Origin of the sequence: Aeromonas sp. 600479, assembly GCF_049175515.1 — a bacterium.
GTDB classification, from domain to species: Bacteria; Pseudomonadota; Gammaproteobacteria; order Enterobacterales; family Aeromonadaceae; genus Aeromonas; species Aeromonas veronii_A.
The window spans coordinates 64,627-81,934 of record NZ_JAAKVF010000013.1 but is presented as its reverse complement, the minus strand read 5'-3'; the positions used below and the strand labels follow the sequence as shown (position 1 = coordinate 81,934).

At 56.9% G+C, this 17,308-nt stretch carries 14 protein-coding genes; 4 read left to right on the top strand and 10 right to left on the bottom strand.

The genetic code is table 11. The features are described 5' to 3' along the window. Positions 1-67 precede the first annotated feature (67 nt). From bamA to rpsB, 9 genes are all read right to left on the bottom strand, one after another. On the bottom strand, positions 68-2,599 hold the full coding sequence (bamA, locus tag G5149_RS14385; RefSeq protein ID WP_337072516.1) for an outer membrane protein assembly factor BamA: 2,532 nt from the start codon (positions 2,597-2,599) through the stop codon (positions 68-70). A gap of 34 nt (positions 2,600-2,633) precedes the next feature. Further along, on the bottom strand, positions 2,634-3,986 hold the full coding sequence (gene rseP, locus G5149_RS14380) for a sigma E protease regulator RseP (RefSeq protein ID WP_421212730.1): 1,353 nt from the start codon (positions 3,984-3,986) through the stop codon (positions 2,634-2,636). Next, positions 3,986-5,179 (bottom strand): 1-deoxy-D-xylulose-5-phosphate reductoisomerase, encoded by a 1,194-nt coding sequence (ispC, locus tag G5149_RS14375; RefSeq protein ID WP_421212728.1) that lies wholly within the window; start codon positions 5,177-5,179, stop codon positions 3,986-3,988. The genes rseP and ispC overlap by 1 nt, the downstream gene beginning before the upstream one ends. Then, entirely contained in the window at positions 5,179-6,036 is an 858-nt protein-coding gene (locus tag G5149_RS14370; RefSeq protein WP_337072514.1) for a phosphatidate cytidylyltransferase, read from the bottom strand. The genes ispC and G5149_RS14370 overlap by 1 nt, the downstream gene beginning before the upstream one ends. Positions 6,037-6,063: 27 nt before the next feature. Beyond that, positions 6,064-6,840, bottom strand: a complete 777-nt coding sequence (gene uppS / locus G5149_RS14365; protein WP_005343784.1) for a polyprenyl diphosphate synthase — start codon at positions 6,838-6,840, stop codon at positions 6,064-6,066. Positions 6,841-6,912: 72 nt separating this feature from the next. After that, a complete protein-coding gene (frr, locus tag G5149_RS14360) occupies positions 6,913-7,470 on the bottom strand; it encodes a ribosome recycling factor (RefSeq protein ID WP_005343783.1) in 558 nt (185 codons plus the stop codon). Between the two features lie 48 nt (positions 7,471-7,518). Beyond that, positions 7,519-8,253, bottom strand: a complete 735-nt coding sequence (pyrH, locus tag G5149_RS14355; protein WP_005343782.1) for a UMP kinase — start codon at positions 8,251-8,253, stop codon at positions 7,519-7,521. Positions 8,254-8,324: 71 nt separating this feature from the next. Further along, on the bottom strand, positions 8,325-9,206 hold the full coding sequence (gene tsf, locus G5149_RS14350) for a translation elongation factor Ts (RefSeq protein ID WP_005343781.1): 882 nt from the start codon (positions 9,204-9,206) through the stop codon (positions 8,325-8,327). A 104-nt stretch (positions 9,207-9,310) separates the two neighbouring features. Beyond that, complete coding sequence (gene rpsB / locus G5149_RS14345; RefSeq protein ID WP_005343780.1) at positions 9,311-10,039, bottom strand: 30S ribosomal protein S2; 729 nt, start codon at positions 10,037-10,039, stop codon at positions 9,311-9,313. A gap of 372 nt (positions 10,040-10,411) precedes the next feature. Here rpsB and map point away from each other — a divergent pair, with 372 nt between their 5' ends. The 4 genes from map to G5149_RS14325 all read left to right on the top strand — a co-directional run bounded on the left by map (position 10,412) and on the right by G5149_RS14325 (position 15,435). Further along, entirely contained in the window at positions 10,412-11,200 is a 789-nt protein-coding gene (gene map, locus G5149_RS14340) for a type I methionyl aminopeptidase (protein ID WP_005343779.1), read from the top strand. Positions 11,201-11,285: 85 nt separating this feature from the next. Next, positions 11,286-13,922 carry a bifunctional uridylyltransferase/uridylyl-removing protein GlnD gene (glnD, locus tag G5149_RS14335; protein ID WP_421212725.1) on the top strand — a complete coding sequence of 879 codons (2,637 nt, stop codon included), beginning with the start codon at positions 11,286-11,288 and terminating at the stop codon, positions 13,920-13,922. Positions 13,923-14,095: 173 nt separating this feature from the next. Then, positions 14,096-14,923, top strand: a complete 828-nt coding sequence (gene dapD, locus G5149_RS14330; RefSeq protein ID WP_033116099.1) for a 2,3,4,5-tetrahydropyridine-2,6-dicarboxylate N-succinyltransferase — start codon at positions 14,096-14,098, stop codon at positions 14,921-14,923. Between the two features lie 128 nt (positions 14,924-15,051). Next, positions 15,052-15,435, top strand: coding sequence for a DUF3461 family protein (locus tag G5149_RS14325; RefSeq protein ID WP_005343775.1), 384 nt, complete (start codon positions 15,052-15,054; stop codon positions 15,433-15,435). 168 nt (positions 15,436-15,603) lie between these two features. On the opposite strand, the gene ptsG is transcribed toward G5149_RS14325, so the two are convergent. Further along, a complete protein-coding gene (ptsG, locus tag G5149_RS14320; protein WP_005338586.1) occupies positions 15,604-17,034 on the bottom strand; it encodes a PTS glucose transporter subunit IIBC in 1,431 nt (476 codons plus the stop codon). Positions 17,035-17,308 lie beyond the last annotated feature (274 nt).

The following is a 17,308-nucleotide window of genomic DNA, read 5'->3' as shown; positions in this document are numbered from 1 at the left end:
TGAGGCACGCATACCGCGCGTCCCATCATTGAAGACCCCCACCGCATGGGTGGGGGCGATATTCTGCTTAGAAAGTACGACCGATGTTGAAGGAGAAGACTTCGGTACGATCCCCTTCGTATTTCTTGATTGGCTTGGCCAGGGCGAACACCAGCGGTCCCATCGGTGAGAGCCACTGCAAGGAGACACCTGCAGAGACACGGATATTACCCGGATTGGAGTAGTCCTGACTCAAATAGTTGCAATCCGAACCGGCAGCACAGGGGTAGGCACCATTGGCAAAATCGGTGCTCCAGACGGTACCCGCATCAACAAATGCCGTGGTCCGGATCTGCGGACGATAGGTCTCGGAGACGAACGGGGTCGGGAAGACCAGTTCGAACGAGGCCACCGCCAGTGCGTTACCACCCACCGAGGTGTCGGAACCTTCGTAATAACCGGTCTCGCATGGCTGATTGCCGGTACAGCTGCCAGAGCCCGGCTTGTTGTAAGTTTTGTAGATGGCCTTGGGACCAATGGTATTGCTCTTGAAGCCACGTACCGTATCGAAACCACCGGCATAGTAGTTCTCGAAAAACGGCAGCATGCTGTCATCACCATAACCATTGCCGTAGGAGACCCGCCCCTTGCCGATCACTACCCAGCTGTGATCTGCATCAAGCGGGAAGTAGTGGGCATCTTCGGCGGAGAGCTTGTAGTACTGCAACTCCATGCCCGGCACGGTCACCTTGGCGTTGATACGCTGACGATCACCAGAGGTCGGGAACATCCCCTTGTTCAGGGTGGAACGGGTCCAGCCTGCGGTCATATCGACGGTGACGAAGTCGAGGTTGGAGCCGTCCTGGGAGTAAATATTCCAGAACTGATCCATCTGCACCGACTGGCGATTATCGTTCCACTGATCCCAGCAGTAGGTGTTGCCATTGGTATCCGGGTTGTCTTTCAGACATTCCTGATAGTTCTGGGCATTGAACGACGGGCGGCTCAGTTTGGTACTCTCGATACCGGTACTGAAGTCAAGTCGATTGAACTCGTTGACCGGGAAGCCACTGGAGAGACGGAAACCGATGGTTTCGTTCTCGTAATCGACGATATCGGCGTCATCGGCACGGAACTGGTTGTAGTAGAGTCGCCCACCCAGGCTAACGCCGTCCACAGTGAAGTAGGGATCGTTGTAGCTCAGATCAACGTTCTTGGAGTAGTCGTTGGTACTGGCGTTGATGGAGACCGTCTTCCCGGTCCCCATAAAGTTATTCTGAGAGATCCCGGCCTGCAGGCTTAGACCCGATTCGGTACCGTAACCGATACCGGCGTTGATGGAACCTGCAGGCTGCTCCTTGACCTTGAAGTCGAGATCAACCAGGTCATCGTTGCCCGGCACCCGCTTGGTGTCCACTTCGACGCTCTCGAAGTAGCCAAGGCGATTGAGGCGGCTCTTGGACTGTTCGATGTTGTCGGAGGAGAGCCAGGTGCCCTCCATCTGGCGCATCTCGCGACGCAGCACCTGATCCTCAGTGGTGGCGTTACCGCTGAAGTTGATGTTGCGCACATAGACACGGGGGCCAGGCTCTACGTTGACGATCAGCTCAACTTCCTTGGTCTTGTCATTGACCTGCGGGAAGGTGACCACTTTCGGATAGGCGTAGCCGTAACGACCAAGGAACTTGGAGAGCACTTCTTCGGTGTGAGTCACCTGGCTGGCGGAGTAGGTGCTGCCAGCAGCGATCGGGATCAACCCCTTCATCTCGCCACCGCGATCAATCAGGTCGCCCTTGAGCTGGACACCGGAGACCTTGTACTGATCCCCTTCCTTGATGTTGAGGGTGACATAGACTCCCTTCTTGTCCGGGGTCATGGAGACCTGGGTGGACTCCTGCTGGAAGCGGATGTAGCCGCGATCCATGTAGTAGGAGCGCAGCGTTTCGATATCACCGGCCAGCTTCTGCTTCTGGTAACGCTGATCGGCGGTGAAGTTCCACCAGGGTACTTCGTCACGGAGGGAGAGTTGGGCCAGCAGCTTCTCTTCCGGGAAGACGCTATTGCCGACGATGTTGATCTGCTGGATTTTTGCAGCCTGACCTTCGACAAAGGTAAACTTCAGATCAACCCGGTTGCGCGGCAACGGGGTGACAATGGCCTTGACCTTGGCAGAGTATTTACCCACGCCATAGTAGAAATCTTCCAACCCCTTTTCGAGGGAGGTCAGTACGGTGCGATCCAGCGGGTCGCCGACACGGATACCGGAAGACTCCAGACTCTGGGTCAGTTGTTCTTCCTTGATATCCTTGTTGCCAGAAAATTCGATGCTGGAGATGGTCGGACGCTCCTTGACCATCACCTGCAGCACCTGGCCGTCACGGTAAACCTTCACATCCTCAAAGTTGCCCGAGGCGTAAAGCTTCTTGATGGCACTGGCCAGCGCCACGGAGTCGACAGTATCACCGACCCGGATCGGCAGGTTCAACAGTGCGGCCCCCAGGGTCACCCGTTGCAAACCGTCGACCTGGATATCTTGCACCACAAAAGAGGCAGGGGCCGCCTGGGCCAGGAAACTGGCACCCAGCAGGCAACTCAACACCAATGCTTTTTTAACAGCCATTTTGTTCTTATGTGTCCTTGTTGATGCTCTGGCCTCAGAGGCGAGCGAAATCGTTAAACAGCGCAATGCCCATCAATAACATCAGAATGGCGGCACCGATCCTGAAACCCACTTCCTGTATTTTCTCTGAGACCGGCTTGCCGGTGACTGCTTCGATAAGGAAATAGACCAGATGGCCACCGTCCAGCACCGGTAGGGGAAACAAATTGATGATCCCCAGGTTGACGCTGATCAGCGCCAGAAAACTCAAGAAATAGACCAGACCATAGTCGGCACTGCTACCAGCACCCTTGGCTATCGAGATAGGGCCGCTCAGGTTGTCTAGCGACACTATGCCAGCTACCAGCTTGCCGATCATGTCAAAGGTGAGCGTGATCAGGCTCCAGGTCTTGTCGGCCCCCTGCCACAGCGCTTGCAAAGGCCCATACTGTAACAGAATTCGATATTCATCCGGTAATGGAACCAGTTGCGGCGAGAGACCGACGAATCCTACCAGCTTGCCCTGCACCTTGCGGCTATCCGGGGTCAGGGTCACGTTGAGATCACTGTTGTTGCGCTCAACCACCACTTGCAGGGGTTCGCCCGGTGCCTGCTGCACCAGTTCGACAAACTGGGCCCACGCGGTAATAGGCTGATCGCCGACCTGTTTGATACGGTCACCGACCTGCAGCCCCGCCTTTTCACTGGCACTCTTGGCCACCACGGCAGCCACGACTGGCAGCACTTTGCCACTCAGGGGGACGATCCCCAAGCTGCCGATAGGCGACTCTTTATCCGGATCGAAGGTCCAGCCGGTCAGCGACAAGGTTTTATCGGTGGCATAGCTGGTATTGGGTGCCTGCACCTTGAGAGTCACTGCATCATCACCCAGATGACTTATAAGAGCGTAGGTGACGCTCTCCCAGTCACCGGTCAGCTCATCGCCGACCCCGACAATCTCCATCCCGGGCAGCACACCCGCCTCGGCCACGATGGATGCCGGACGCACTTCACCGATCACCGGCTTGACGCTCGGCACCCCGATGATAAACATCAGCCAGAGGGCAAACAGGGCAAAGACGAAGTTGGCCATGGGACCTGCGGCGACAATCGCCATCCGCGCCCAGACACTCTTGTGGTTGAAGGCATACTGCTCGTCACCGGGCTTGAGTTCATCGACCCGGCCATCGAGCATCTTGACGTAACCACCGAGCGGGATCAGCGCCAGCACATATTCGGTGCCATCTTTACCCATCCGGCGCCAGATCGCCTTGCCAAAACCGATGGAGAAGCGCTCAACCTTGACGCCACAACGACGGGCCACCCAGAAGTGGCCAAACTCGTGCACCGCGACCAGCAGGCCCAGCGCAACAACAAAAGCACCGATATTCCACAACACACCGCCCATCAGCCAAGCTCCTCAATCAAAGTGTGAGCACGGGCTCTTGCCGCACCGTCCAGGGCAAACAGATCATCGAGCGAGCCGACGGCGCTGCTCTCCAGCGCCAGCATCACTGCCTCGTTGATCCGGGCAATATCCATAAAACCGATGCGCCCGGCCAGGAAGGCGGCAACCGCCTCCTCGTTGGCCGCATTGAGCGCAGTGGTCGCCGCTTGTCCCTTCTGGCAGGCATTGATGGCCAGCGCCAGACAGGGGTAGCGATCATAATCAGGCCGGATAAAGCTGAACTCTCCGACACTGAAGAAATCCAAAGGTTCCACACTGGAGGGGATGCGATTGGGATAAGCCAGCGCATGAGCGATGGGGGTACACATATCCGGATTGCCAAGCTGGGCCAGCACGGAGCCATCCTTATACTGCACCATGGAGTGGATCACAGACTGCGGGTGGATCACCACCTGGATCTGCTCGGGGGCCGCATTGAACAACCAGCGCGCCTCGATGTACTCCAGACCCTTATTGATCATGGTGGCGGAGTCGACCGAAATCTTGGCCCCCATCGACCAGTTGGGATGCGCGATGGCCTGCGCCGGCGTCACCTTGGCCAGCTCGCTGATCTCGGTGTAACGGAACGGGCCGCCGGAACCGGTCAGCAAAATCTTGCTGATCCCTGCCGCCGCCAGATCGCAAAAGCCGGGCTGACGCTGCACAGCGGTCGGCAAACACTGAAAGATGGCATTGTGCTCGCTGTCGATGGGCAGTAGCTCGGCGCCATGCTCGCGCACGGCCTCCATGAAGAAAGCACCGGACATTACCAGCGCCTCCTTGTTGGCCAACAGAATGCGCTTACCGGCGCGCACCGCAGCCATGGTCGGGGCCAGGCCTGCCGCACCGACAATGGCTGCCATCACGCTATGGGCATCGGGATGAGCGGCTACTTCGCACAGTGCTTGAGCACCACAAAGCACTCGGGTGGCACTGCCGTGCGCTTTCAGGCGGACAGTCAGTTCGCGGGCGGCATCCTCATCGACCATCACGGCAAAACGGGGAGAGAATTCGAGGCTGTCCCGCAACATGGCATTCACGTTGCGGGCAGCGGTCAACGCCAGCACTTGCCAACTGCCCGGATTGTGGCGCAGCACCTTCAGGGTACTCTGACCGATGGAGCCGGAAGCCCCCAGAATAACCAGGTTGCGCATCAAAACTCCTGACTGAGTAGCAGATAACTGAGGAGAAACACTGGCAGAGCAGCAGTCAGACTATCAATCCGATCTAGCACCCCACCATGACCTGGCAGCAGGGTGCCGGAGTCCTTGATGCCCGCTTCACGCTTGAACATACTCTCGGTCAGATCGCCGAGTACCGAAGCAAGCACCGCCAGCAAGGAGCAGAACAGCACGATAACCATCTTGGCAGGAACAAACCCCATCCACCAGGTGACGCCAATGGCCAGCAGGCTGGCGGTAAAGAGCCCACCGCACATCCCTTCAATGGTTTTGCCCGGACTGACGGCCGGTGCCAGCTTGTGTTTACCAAACGCCCTGCCAAAAAAATACGCGCCAGAATCTGCCGCCCAAACCAGCCCCATGACGAAGAGCAGGATCCAGGCTCCCATCATGGGGTCATGGTAAAAGTTGTAACCACGAATGGCGACCAGCGACCAGAAGAAGGGAACCAGGGTCACCAGACCAAACAGGGACTTGAGCCAGATTGACTCTTTCCACAGCTTGGCGCTCTGGGGATAGCGCAGCACCAGCAGCAGACCCAGCAGCCACCAGCTTACCGCGGTCCAGAGCACGCCCATCACCAGCGGATGCAGATGGGGAGTCCAGAGCTGCTCCACCGGCAACCAGAACAAGCTTGCCCCGAGCAGCAGGCAGAATAGGATGGGTAACCATTGTTGCGGGGCGGCAGAGACAAAGCCGCTCCATTCACGGCTGGCCAGCAAAAAGACCAGCGCAGCCAACAGGGCAAAAAACTTCAATGGCAGAAAGAAAAGCGCCCCCAATACCAGGGGGATCAACATCAAAGCAGTAATAATTCGTTGTTTTAGCAAAAGAAACCTCTCTCTTGGGAGCGGGGTTTAGCCGGTCTGCTGCTCGGCGATCAATTCCCGGATCTGTTCACCCGTGCAGCCGAAGCGGCGTTCGCGGGCAACAAAGGAGGCAACGGCCTCACTGAACTCGGCCTCGTTGAAATCGGGCCACAACACCGGGGTAAAGTAGAGCTCGGCATAGGCGAGCTGCCATAATACAAAGTTGCTGATGCGATGGTCACCACCGGTGCGGATCAACAGGTCCACGGGTGGCAGATCGGCCATGCAAACCTCGCGGGTCAACATGGATTCATCAATGTCGTCAGCGGCCAGTTCACCGGCCGCCACTGCTTTAGCCAGCTTGCGGGCGGCCTGAGCGATATCCCACTGGCCACCATAGTTGGCCGCAATATTCAGGGTCAATCCCTTGTTATTGGCGGTCAAGGCTTCTGCCTTGGCAATTTTGGCCTGCAACCGCTCACTGAAGCGAGCTGTATCGCCAATTACCTTGAGCCGGATCCCGTGACTGTGAAGTTTGTTCACCTCACGGCCCAGCACGGTAACGAACAGTTCCATCAAAGCGCTGACCTCCCCTTCCGGGCGGCGCCAGTTCTCGCTGGAGAATGCAAACAGGGTCAATGCCTCGATTTTGGCGCGCGCAGCAAAGGTAACGGCCTCGCGCACTGACTTGACGCCAGCCTTATGACCATAAACCCGCATCTTGCCACGGTTCTGTGCCCAGCGACCATTGCCATCCATGATGATGGCGACGTGACGGGGTAAAGACGAGTTGGCACAATCACCCAACGCAGCCAAAAGCGACATGGTTTTCTCCCACAAAGACAAAAGCGCCGTGCAGGGGCACTACACGGCGCTCGTAATATACCTTTCAGGCGCTTAGATTTCCATTAGCTCCTTCTCCTTTGCAGCAAGGGCCTCATCGACCAGCTTGATGTAGGAGTCAGTCAGTTTCTGGATCTCTTCCTGGGCGCGACGGTCATCGTCTTCTGAGATCTCTTTCTCTTTCAGCAACGCTTTCAGATCAGCGTTGGCATCGCGGCGAATGTTGCGCACGGCAACACGGGCATTTTCTGCTTCACCACGCACAACCTTGGTCAGGTCACGGCGACGCTCTTCGGTCAGCGGCGGCAGCGGCACCCGCAGGGACTGGCCATTGCTGGAGGGGTTCAGGCCCAGATCGGAGGTCAGGATCGCCTTCTCGACCGCCTGGATCATGGAACGGTCAAAGACGGAGATGGAGAGGGTGCGAGAATCTTCAGCCACGACGTTGGCCAACTGTTTCAGCGGAGTGGCCGCACCGTAGTACTCAACCTGGATGCCGTCGAGCAGGCTCGGGTGAGCACGGCCAGTACGGATCTTGGACATCTGGGTCTTGAGTGACTCGACACTCTTGCCCATGCGCTCCTTGGCGTCGTTTTTAATCTCGTTGATCACAGCGGTTTTCCTTTTGGCGAACGAGCCGCCATGCGGCTCGCATCTATTTTATTTGCTGACGTAATGGATCAGGGTACCTTCCGGCTCACCCATGATAACCCGGCGCAGGGCGCCCGGCTTGTTCATGTTGAACACGCGGATCGGCAGATCGTGGTCACGTGCCAGAGTAAAGGCAGCAAGATCCATCACCTTGAGCTCTTTTTCAAGAACTTCATCATAACTCAATTCGTGGTACAGGACGGCATCCGGATTTTTGACCGGATCCTCGTTGTATACACCATCTACCTTGGTGGCTTTCAGCACCACGTCGGCTTCGATCTCGATCCCGCGCAGGCAGGCTGCCGAGTCGGTAGTAAAGAAGGGATTGCCAGTACCGGCAGAGAAGATCACTACCTTGCCAGCACGCAGCTGGCTGATTGCCTCGGCCCAACTGTAGGAGTCACAGACCCCCTGGAGGGAGATAGCAGACATCAGACGGGCATTCACATAAGCACGATGCAGGGCATCACGCATGGCCAGACCGTTCATCACGGTTGCCAGCATACCCATGTGGTCGCCCACCACGCGGTTCATGCCCGCCTTGGCAAGACCGGCACCACGGAACAGGTTGCCGCCACCGATGACCAGACCGACCTGAACACCCAGCTCAACCAGCTCTTTGATCTCTTGGGCCATCCGCTCCAGCACTGCCGGATCAATGCCGAAACCCTCGGATCCTTGCAGGGCTTCACCACTCAACTTCAGAAGAACACGTCTGTATGCAGGTTTGGGATTGGTACTCATGTCACTGATTCCTGGTCATATAAAGACCGCGACATAAGTCGCGGTCTGGGGAAACGGAAAAACCGGTTCGATTAGGCCTTTTGAGCGGCCGCGATTTGAGCTGCCACTTCAGCAGCGAAATCGGTCTCTTGCTTCTCGATGCCCTCGCCCACTTCGAAACGGGTGAAGGAGACAACGTCAGCGCCTTCTTTCTTCAGCAGCTCGGCAACAGTCATGGAAGGATCTTTCACGAACGGCTGACCAGTCAGGGAAACCTCACCGGTAAACTTCTTCATGCGACCTTCAACCATCTTCTCGGCGATCTCTTTCGGCTTGCCGGAGTTGATGGCGATGTCGATCTGGATTTCGCGCTCTTTGGCAACGACTTCAGCAGATACGTCTTCAGGCTTGACGAATTGCGGGCTGTTGGCAGCAACGTGCATGGCCAGATCTTTAGCCAGTTCGTCGGAACCACCGGTCAGCTTGGTGATAACACCGATGCGGGAACCGTGAACGTAGGTGCCCAGGTTGTCACCTTCAACCAGCATCACGCGACGCAGGTTCATGTTCTCACCGATCTTGGCGATCAGGTTGGTGATGGTCAGCTCGACGGATTCGCCGTTGCCGAAATCAGCGGCTTTCAGCGCGTCAACATCAGCGATCTTCTGGGTAGCAGCGATCTCGACGATCTTCTGACCCATGGCCAGGAAACCGGCATCCTTGGAAACGAAGTCAGTCTCGCAGTTCAGCTCGATCATGACAGCAACGTTGCCTTCGGTACGGGCGAAGATCACACCTTCAGCAGCGATACGGCCAGCTTTCTTGGCAGCTTTGGCCTGACCGGATTTACGCATGTTCTCGATGGCCAGCTCGATATCGCCGTTGGCCTCTTCCAGTGCTTTTTTGCAATCCATCATGCCAGCGGCGGTGCGCTCGCGCAGTTCTTTTACCAGGGCGGCAGAAATGTTTGCCATGTCCAGTATCCTCGGTCTTGAATTGACAAGAAACAGGGGCCACAAGGGCCCCTGCTAACCAATTACATCAGCTTGGTTAATAAGGGCTTTGCAGACCTTATCAATTACTCAGCTTCAACGAAGCCATCTTGTTCGGCTTGAACAACGATGTCCTGCTCGCGAGCTTCCAGTACGGTGTCAGCAGCAGCATTCAGGTACAGCTGTACGGCACGGATAGCGTCGTCGTTACCCGGGATGACATAGTCAACGCCGTCCGGGTTGGAGTTGGTATCAACGATGGAAACTACCGGGATACCCAGGTTGTTGGCTTCTTTGATAGCGATGTGCTCGTGGTCTGCATCGACAACGAACAGAACGTCAGGCAGGCCGCCCATGTTCTTGATACCACCCAGGCTCTTCTCCAGCTTTTCCATTTCGCGAGTACGCATCAGCGCCTCTTTCTTGGTCAGCTTGTCGAAGGTACCGTCCTGGCTCTGGGTTTCCAGATCTTTCAGGCGCTTGATGGACTGACGAACGGTTTTCCAGTTGGTCAGCATGCCGCCCAGCCAGCGGTGGTTAACATAGAACTGGTCGCAACGCTCAGCGGCTTCTTTTACGGCTTCAGACGCGGCACGCTTGGTACCTACGAACAGTACCTTGCCTTTCTTGGCAGCTACGGAGCTGATGAAGTTCATGGCATCGTCAAACATCGGAACGGTTTTTTCCAGGTTGATGATGTGAACTTTGCTGCGGGCACCGAAGATGTAGGATTTCATTTTCGGGTTCCAGTAACGAGTCTGGTGACCGAAGTGAACGCCGGCTTGCAGCATGTCGCGCATAGAAACTTTAGCCATTTTATACCTCTGTATTGGGGTTAGGCCTCCACACATCCCATATAACCGACCCGTTAAGGCACCCCGGCATATGTGTCGATGTGTGTGTGTTGTTTAAGTAAGGGTGATGAAATGGTGGACGCAAGTTCCCCATTCCGGCGCGCTTTATACCATAACTTTGTTCCGGACACCACCGGCCGACACTCTAAACAGGTGTAAATCTGGATCCCTCCAAAGGAGGTTGCGACTGCCATTTGACGCTGTGATGACAATCACACTGGAAGTACGCGGGGGTTGCGGATAAAATTTTGGCCTGATTGCAAACGCATCTATTTTTCATTACCTGTCCTGTCCGCCCTCGCAGGCCCAGCGGCAGGCCGCAAGAGAGATCCCATGTCCATTAAAATCAAGACACCGGAAGAGATTGAAAAGATGCGCGTTGCCGGCCAATTGGCCGCCGATGTGCTGGTCATGATTGCGCCCCACGTCAAAGCTGGCGTCACCACTGACGAACTGAACACCCTTTGCCACAACTACATCGTCGATGTGCAGCAGGCAATCCCGGCTCCACTCAACTACCACGGTTTCCCGAAATCCATCTGCACCTCGGTGAACGATGTGATCTGCCACGGCATCCCGAACCACAAGAAGTTGCGTGATGGCGACATCATCAACCTCGACATCACCGTCATCAAGGATGGCTACCACGGCGACACCTCCGCCATGTTCATCGTGGGCGAGACCACCCCGCTGCGCCGTCAGCTCTGCAAGGTTGCGCAAGAGAGCCTCTACGCCGCCATCAAGAAGGTGCGTCCGGGCGCCTGTATTACCGAGATTGGCGCCGTAATCCAGCCCATCGTCGAGAAGGCAGGTTTCTCCGTGGTGCGTGACTACTGCGGTCACGGCATCGGAGCCGAGTTCCACGAAGAGCCGCAGATCCTCCACTACCGCAACAGCGGCAAGCAAGAGCTGAAAGCGGGCATGTGCTTCACTATCGAGCCGATGGTCAACAGCAAAAAGTACCACTGCAAGGTCAATCCGAAAGATGGCTGGACCGTGACTACCAAGGATGGCGGCGACTCCGCCCAGTGGGAACACACCCTGCTGGTGACCGAGGATGGTTGCGAGGTGCTCACCCTGCGCCCGGACGACACTATCGACCGCTTCATCAAACACAGCTAACATCGAACCCCGGCCCTTGTGAAAAGCGCCGGGGTTTTTACTGCCTGTTTCAGCCAGATGCCTGCCACTTTGTGTGTGAGATGCCATGGACGCCAGCCTGCTTTCCCCTCATCTGTTACCCGACGACCAACTCACCCGCGATAACTGCAAAGAGTACCTGAGTCGCTTTCTCGGCTGGCTGCATGCCCGTTTTGATGCCGGTGACAACATCATCGAGCTGGTCGCTACCCGCTCCGAATATATGGATCAGCTGCTCTGCCGGTTGTGGCAGAAGTTTGGCTTCGACAAGAGTGACCTCACCCTCATCGCGGTGGGCGGTTATGGCCGCGGCGAGCTGCACCCCCACTCCGATATCGACCTGCTGATCCTCTATGACGGCGACGAACTGGACGAAGTGTTGGGACTACGCATTGGCGAGTTCATCACCCTGTTGTGGGATCTCAAGCTGGAGGTGGGTCAGGCGGTGCGCAACGTGGCGGAGTGCATCGAGCAGGGCAAGGCCGACATCACGGTCGCCACTAACCTCATTGAGGCGCGCTACATCACCGGCCGCAAGGAGGGATTCCTGCAGCTCAAGGAGGCGACCGGCCCCCAGCACTTTTGGCCGAGCGAAGCCTTCTTTCGCGCCAAGCGCCAGGAGCAGGCGGAGCGGCACCAGCAGTTTCTCGGTACCGCCTACAAGCTGGAGCCGGATCTCAAGTGCAATCCGGGCGGCCTGCGCGATATTCAAACCCTCGCCTGGGTCGCCCGTCGCCACTTCGGTGCCACCACATTGTTCGAGATGACCAGTCACGGCTTTCTCAACCGTGCCGAGTACCGCGAGCTGCTCGACTGCCAAAATTTCCTCTGGAAGGTGCGCTTTGCCCTGCATATGGCCATCAACAAGGGGGATAACCGCCTGCTGTTCGATCGCCAGCGCACCGTAGCCCAGATGTTGGGCTTCGAGGGGGAAGGCAACACCCCGGTCGAGCAGATGATGAAGCGCTTCTACCAGACGGTACGGCGGGTCTCCGAGCTCAACGAGATGCTGCTGCAGCTGTTTGACGAAGCGATCCTCGGCAACACCGCCATGGATGTACGCCGCCTCTCCAATGAGTTCCAGCTCCGTGGCCGCCTCATCGATGCGGTGGATGCGGAGCTGTTTACCCGTGAACCGGCCGCCATCCTGCGCCTTTTTTATCAGATGGCCCAGCATCCCGAGATTGCGGGCATCCACTCGGCCACCCTGCGCCAACTGCGCGAGGCGCGCCGCAAACTGAACTGCTGGTTGCAGGAGTTGCCCGACTGCCGTCGCCTGTTTATGGCGCTGCTGCGCCACCCAAACGGCATCGGGCTGCCGCTGACCCTGATGCACAAGTACGGCATTCTGGCGGCCTATCTGCCGCAATGGAACCTCATCGTCGGCCAGATGCAGTTCGACATGTTCCACGCCTACACGGTGGATGAGCACACCCACCGGCTGCTCAAGAACATTCACGGCTTTCCCAACCCGGCCAACCGCCAGAGCCACCCGCTCTGCCACGAGGTGTTCACACGACTGCGCAAACCGGAGCTGCTCAGCATCGCAGCCCTGTTCCACGATATCGCCAAGGGGCGGCGTGGCGATCACTCCGAACTTGGCGCCGTCGATGCACTGGAGTTCTGCCAGCTGCACGGCCTCGATCGCTACGAGAGCCGGCTGGTCGCCTGGCTGGTGCGCCACCATCTGCTGATGTCGGTCACCGCCCAGCGCCGCGATATCTATGACCCTGACGTGGTCACCGACTTTGCCCAGAAGGTGCGCGACGAGCAGCATCTCGACCTGCTCTACTGCCTCACCGTGGCCGATATCTGCGCCACCAACGACACCCTGTGGAACGACTGGAAGGGCACCCTGCTGCGCGAGCTCTACTTCGCTACCCAGAAGGCGCTGCGCCAGGGGTTGGAGAACCCGCCCGACATGCGGCTGCGCATTCGCGAAAACCAGCGTCAGGCCAAGCAACTGCTGGCGCAACGGGATGTATCGGAAGGGGCGATCAATCGGCTCTGGGCCGATTTCAAAGCCGACTACTTCCTGCGTCACAGCCCGGAACAGATCGCCTGGCACTGCCGCCACATCATCGAGCATGGCGACAACCCGGCGCCGTTGGTGCTGATCGGCAAACACCCGACCCGCGGTGGCAGTGAGGTGTTCATCTACTGCCGCGACACGCCGAACCTGTTTGCCACCGTCGCCTCGGCGCTGGATCAGAAGAACCTCAACATCCACGACGCCCAGATCATGAACTCGCGCAGCAACTTCGTGCTCGATACCTTTGTAGTGCTTGAGCCCAATGGCGAACCCATCAGTCCCAACCGCACCGCCACCATCAAGAAGGCGCTGGAGAAGGCGCTGCAGGAACCGGGCAAGCTGGTGCTGCGCAACAAGCCACTGTCACGGCGCCACCGCCAGTTCAGCGTGCCGACCCGGGTCGTTTTTCTGCCGCACAAGGGGGAGAGCCGCCACACCCTGATGGAGCTGACCGCCCTCGATACTCCCGGCCTGCTGGCGCGGATCGGCGCGGTATTCCAGCAGTGTGGCCTGTCGCTGCACGCCGCCAAGATCGCCACCTTTGGCGAACGGGTCGAGGACTTTTTCAGTCTGACCAGCCTCGATGGCGAGCCATTGACACCGGAGCAACAACTGCAGCTGGAAGAGCGGCTGGTGCATCAGCTCAATCCGCAGCAATTTGCTATGGAGTGAGTGCGATCTGATTCAAAAGAGGCTGTTTTCACCTCCGTTTTCCCATACCAAACAAATGGTTGGCTAAGAAATATGAAAGAAATGGTCGCTGGCCGGAAGAATTCCGGTCAGCCACTTAAAAACAGTCGGAAAAGTGTGATACAACAAACAGAATTTTTTAAAGGAAACCTGTCATGACCGAGTTGCAACAGATCATTGAAGCGGCCTTCGAGCGCCGCGACACCATTACCCCGAGCACTGTGGACAGCGCTACCAAATCCGCCATCCTGCAAGTCATCGAGCTGCTGGACTCCGGCAAGGCCCGGGTTGCCGAGAAGATCGCCGGTGAGTGGGTTGTTCATCAGTGGCTGAAGAAGGCGGTACTGCTCTCGTTCCGTATCAACGACAACGGCATCATCAAGGGCGACGACGCCCAATATTACGACAAGGTTCCCCTCAAGTTCTCCAACTACACCGAAGAGCAGTTCAAGGCTGCCGGTGTACGCGTGGTACCGCCGGCGACCGCTCGCAAAGGCTCCTTCATCGCGCCCAACACTGTGCTGATGCCCTCCTACGTCAACATCGGCGCCTACGTTGACGAAGGCACCATGGTCGACACCTGGGCCACCGTGGGCTCCTGCGCCCAGATCGGTAAAAACGTGCACCTTTCCGGCGGCGTCGGCATTGGTGGCGTATTGGAGCCGCTGCAGGCAAACCCCACCATCATCGAAGACAACTGCTTTATCGGTGCTCGCTCCGAAGTGGTTGAAGGGGTGATCGTCGAGGAAGGTTCCGTCATCTCCATGGGCGTCTTCATCGGCCAGTCCACCCGAATCTATGACCGCGAAACCGGCGAGATCCACTACGGCCGCGTACCGGCTGGCTCCGTAGTCGTCTCCGGCTCCCTGCCATCCAAATGCGGCAAATACAGCCTCTACGCGGCGGTGATCGTCAAGAAGGTCGATGCCAAGACTCGCGCCAAAGTCGGCATCAACGCCCTGCTGCGCTCCATCGACGAGTAATCAGCATTGCTGTGATGAAAAAGGGCGCCTTATGGCGCCCTTTTGATTTTGGCGCCCCTGTCACATGCAAGCCATGAGGCATCGGTTAAGATGGATGGGACAGGATCGTTTCAAACCGAGGAAGCCTGATGTACGAGAATCTGAAGAGCCTGGGGATCCAGGATCCCACCTCCGTCGACAGCTATACCCTGCGCCAGGAGGCCAACCACGACATCCTCAAGATCTACTTCAAGAAGCAGAAGGGCGAGTTCTTCGCCAAGAGTGTCAAATTCAAGTATCCCCGCCAGCGCAAGACCATGCTGGTCGACTCCGGTACCCATGAGTACAAGGATGTCACCGAGATCAACGCCAACCTCAAATACGTGGTAGATGAACTCGACAGCCTGACCCAGGGTATCCATCTGCAAGCCGATCCGGACATCAAACAGAAGATCCTGCGCGACCTGCGCCATCTGGAAAAAGTGGTGCAGAACAAGATCAGCGAAATCGAGCGGGATCTCGAGAAACTCTAGCCACACCGATTCGACAAAAGAGCGCCCTGGTGGCGCTCTTTTTATTACTGCAGCCTGCACTAACCAGCCGCCAAGTTACCGCCTCCGACGCAAGTCATTTACCAGCGGACAAAAAGAAGAGGGAGGCATGCGCCTCCCTCTTCCAGAACCTGATGTCAGGCAACTGAATTAGTTGCTCTTCATCCAGATATCCATATCGGTTTTCAGGTTGTCGGACTTGGTGCCAAAGATGGCTTGTACGCCAGAACCTGCTACAACCACACCGGCAGCACCCAGTTTCTTCAGACCAGCCTGGTCAACCTTGGCAACATCTTTCACACCAACACGCAGACGGGTGATGCAGGCATCCAGAGAAGCGATGTTCTCTTTACCACCGAAGGCGGCAACCAGAGCAGCAGACATCTCGTCTTTGCCTTGGCCAACAGCCTCTTCAGCAGTCTCGTCTTCACGACCCGGGGTTTTCAGGTTCATGGCACGGATAACGAAGCTGAATACGACGTAGTAGATAGCCGCGTAAACCAGACCCAGACCAACCAGCAGCAGCATGTTGTCGGCACGCGGTGATTGCACCACGAAGTCGATGAAGCCGTTGGAGAAGGTGTGACCGTGTACGATACCCAGAGAGTTGGTCAGCACATAAGCCAGACCAGCCAGTACAGCGTGGATTGCGTACAGAACCGGAGCGATGAACAGGAAGGAGAACTCGATCGGCTCGGTGATACCGGTCAGGAAAGAGGTCAGGGCTGCAGAGGCCATGATACCAACGATCTTGGCGCGGTTTTCCGGCTTGGCAGCGTGAGCAATGGCGAACGCAGCAGCAGGCAGACCGAACATTTTGAACAGGTAGCCACCAGCCAGCTGACCAAAACCGTTACCGGCAGCGCGGGACGCGTCATCAGCAGTCAGGAAGCAGGTCATGATACCGTGAACAGTTTCACCGGCACCGTTGACGCAGGTACCAGCCTGATAGAAGAACGGTACGTTCCAGATGTGGTGCAGACCGAACGGGATCAGGGAGCGCTCAACCACGCCGTAGATACCGAAGGCCAGTACCGGGTTCTGGTTGGCAGCCCAGTCAGAGAAGGCACCGATGGCGCCACCCACTGGCGGCCAAATCACGGACAGGATCACACCCAGACCGATGGAGAGGAAACCGGTGATGATGGGTACGGCACGTTTGCCCGCGAAGAAGCCCAGGTACTCTGGCAGCTGGATCTTGTAGAAACGGTTGAACGCCCAGGCAGCGATACCACCGGCCAGGATACCACCCAGCACGCCGGTTTCGATGGTTTCAACACCCATCACAGGTGCCATGACCTTCAGGGTTGCGACCATGATGCCATAGCCAACGATGGCTGACAGACCGGATACACCGTCGTTATTGGTAAAGCCAAGAGCAACACCCACTGCGAACAGCAGGGCCATCTGGCCAAATACAGAACCACCGGCTTGCTCCATCAATTGGGAGACAATTTCCGGCATCCAGCTGAAGTGGGCAGCACCCACCCCCAGCAGAATACCTGCGACTGGCAAGACTGATACTGGCAGCATCAGCGCCTTACCAACCTTTTGCAGATTAGAGAAAGCATTTTTGAACATTGTGTGCGCTCCTGAATGGATTGTCGTCCCTGAACGATCTATCTGGATGAAATAAGCACTGATTCATTCAGATATCTTCGAGTCGGGCTTGTTTATTTTGACCATCAGAATATAACCCAGCGGGTCATAAATTGCTGCTTTCGAAGACGGGGGAATATTGAATTTGGAGGGAAGATCACAACTTGTTTAGCGGCTAAAAAGCTCATCTAATGTGAGTTAATAATCTGCATTATTACTCTATTATAAAAACATATAAATAGCAGTTTCACTTTGT

Coding starts and splice junctions, on each gene's coding strand:
- bamA (WP_337072516.1), bottom strand. CDS start 2,599: ATGGCTGTTAAAAAAGCATTGGTGTTGAGTTGCCTGCTGGGTGCCAGT.
- glnD (WP_421212725.1), top strand. CDS start 11,286: ATGGACGCCAGCCTGCTTTCCCCTCATCTGTTACCCGACGACCAACTC.
- ispC (WP_421212728.1), bottom strand. CDS start 5,179: ATGCGCAACCTGGTTATTCTGGGGGCTTCCGGCTCCATCGGTCAGAGT.
- dapD (WP_033116099.1), top strand. CDS start 14,096: ATGACCGAGTTGCAACAGATCATTGAAGCGGCCTTCGAGCGCCGCGAC.
- rpsB (WP_005343780.1), bottom strand. CDS start 10,039: ATGGCTAAAGTTTCTATGCGCGACATGCTGCAAGCCGGCGTTCACTTC.
- ptsG (WP_005338586.1), bottom strand. CDS start 17,034: ATGTTCAAAAATGCTTTCTCTAATCTGCAAAAGGTTGGTAAGGCGCTG.
- uppS (WP_005343784.1), bottom strand. CDS start 6,840: ATGTCGCTTTTGGCTGCGTTGGGTGATTGTGCCAACTCGTCTTTACCC.
- pyrH (WP_005343782.1), bottom strand. CDS start 8,253: ATGAGTACCAATCCCAAACCTGCATACAGACGTGTTCTTCTGAAGTTG.
- rseP (WP_421212730.1), bottom strand. CDS start 3,986: ATGGGCGGTGTGTTGTGGAATATCGGTGCTTTTGTTGTTGCGCTGGGC.
- map (WP_005343779.1), top strand. CDS start 10,412: ATGTCCATTAAAATCAAGACACCGGAAGAGATTGAAAAGATGCGCGTT.
- tsf (WP_005343781.1), bottom strand. CDS start 9,206: ATGGCAAACATTTCTGCCGCCCTGGTAAAAGAACTGCGCGAGCGCACC.
- G5149_RS14325 (WP_005343775.1), top strand. CDS start 15,052: ATGTACGAGAATCTGAAGAGCCTGGGGATCCAGGATCCCACCTCCGTC.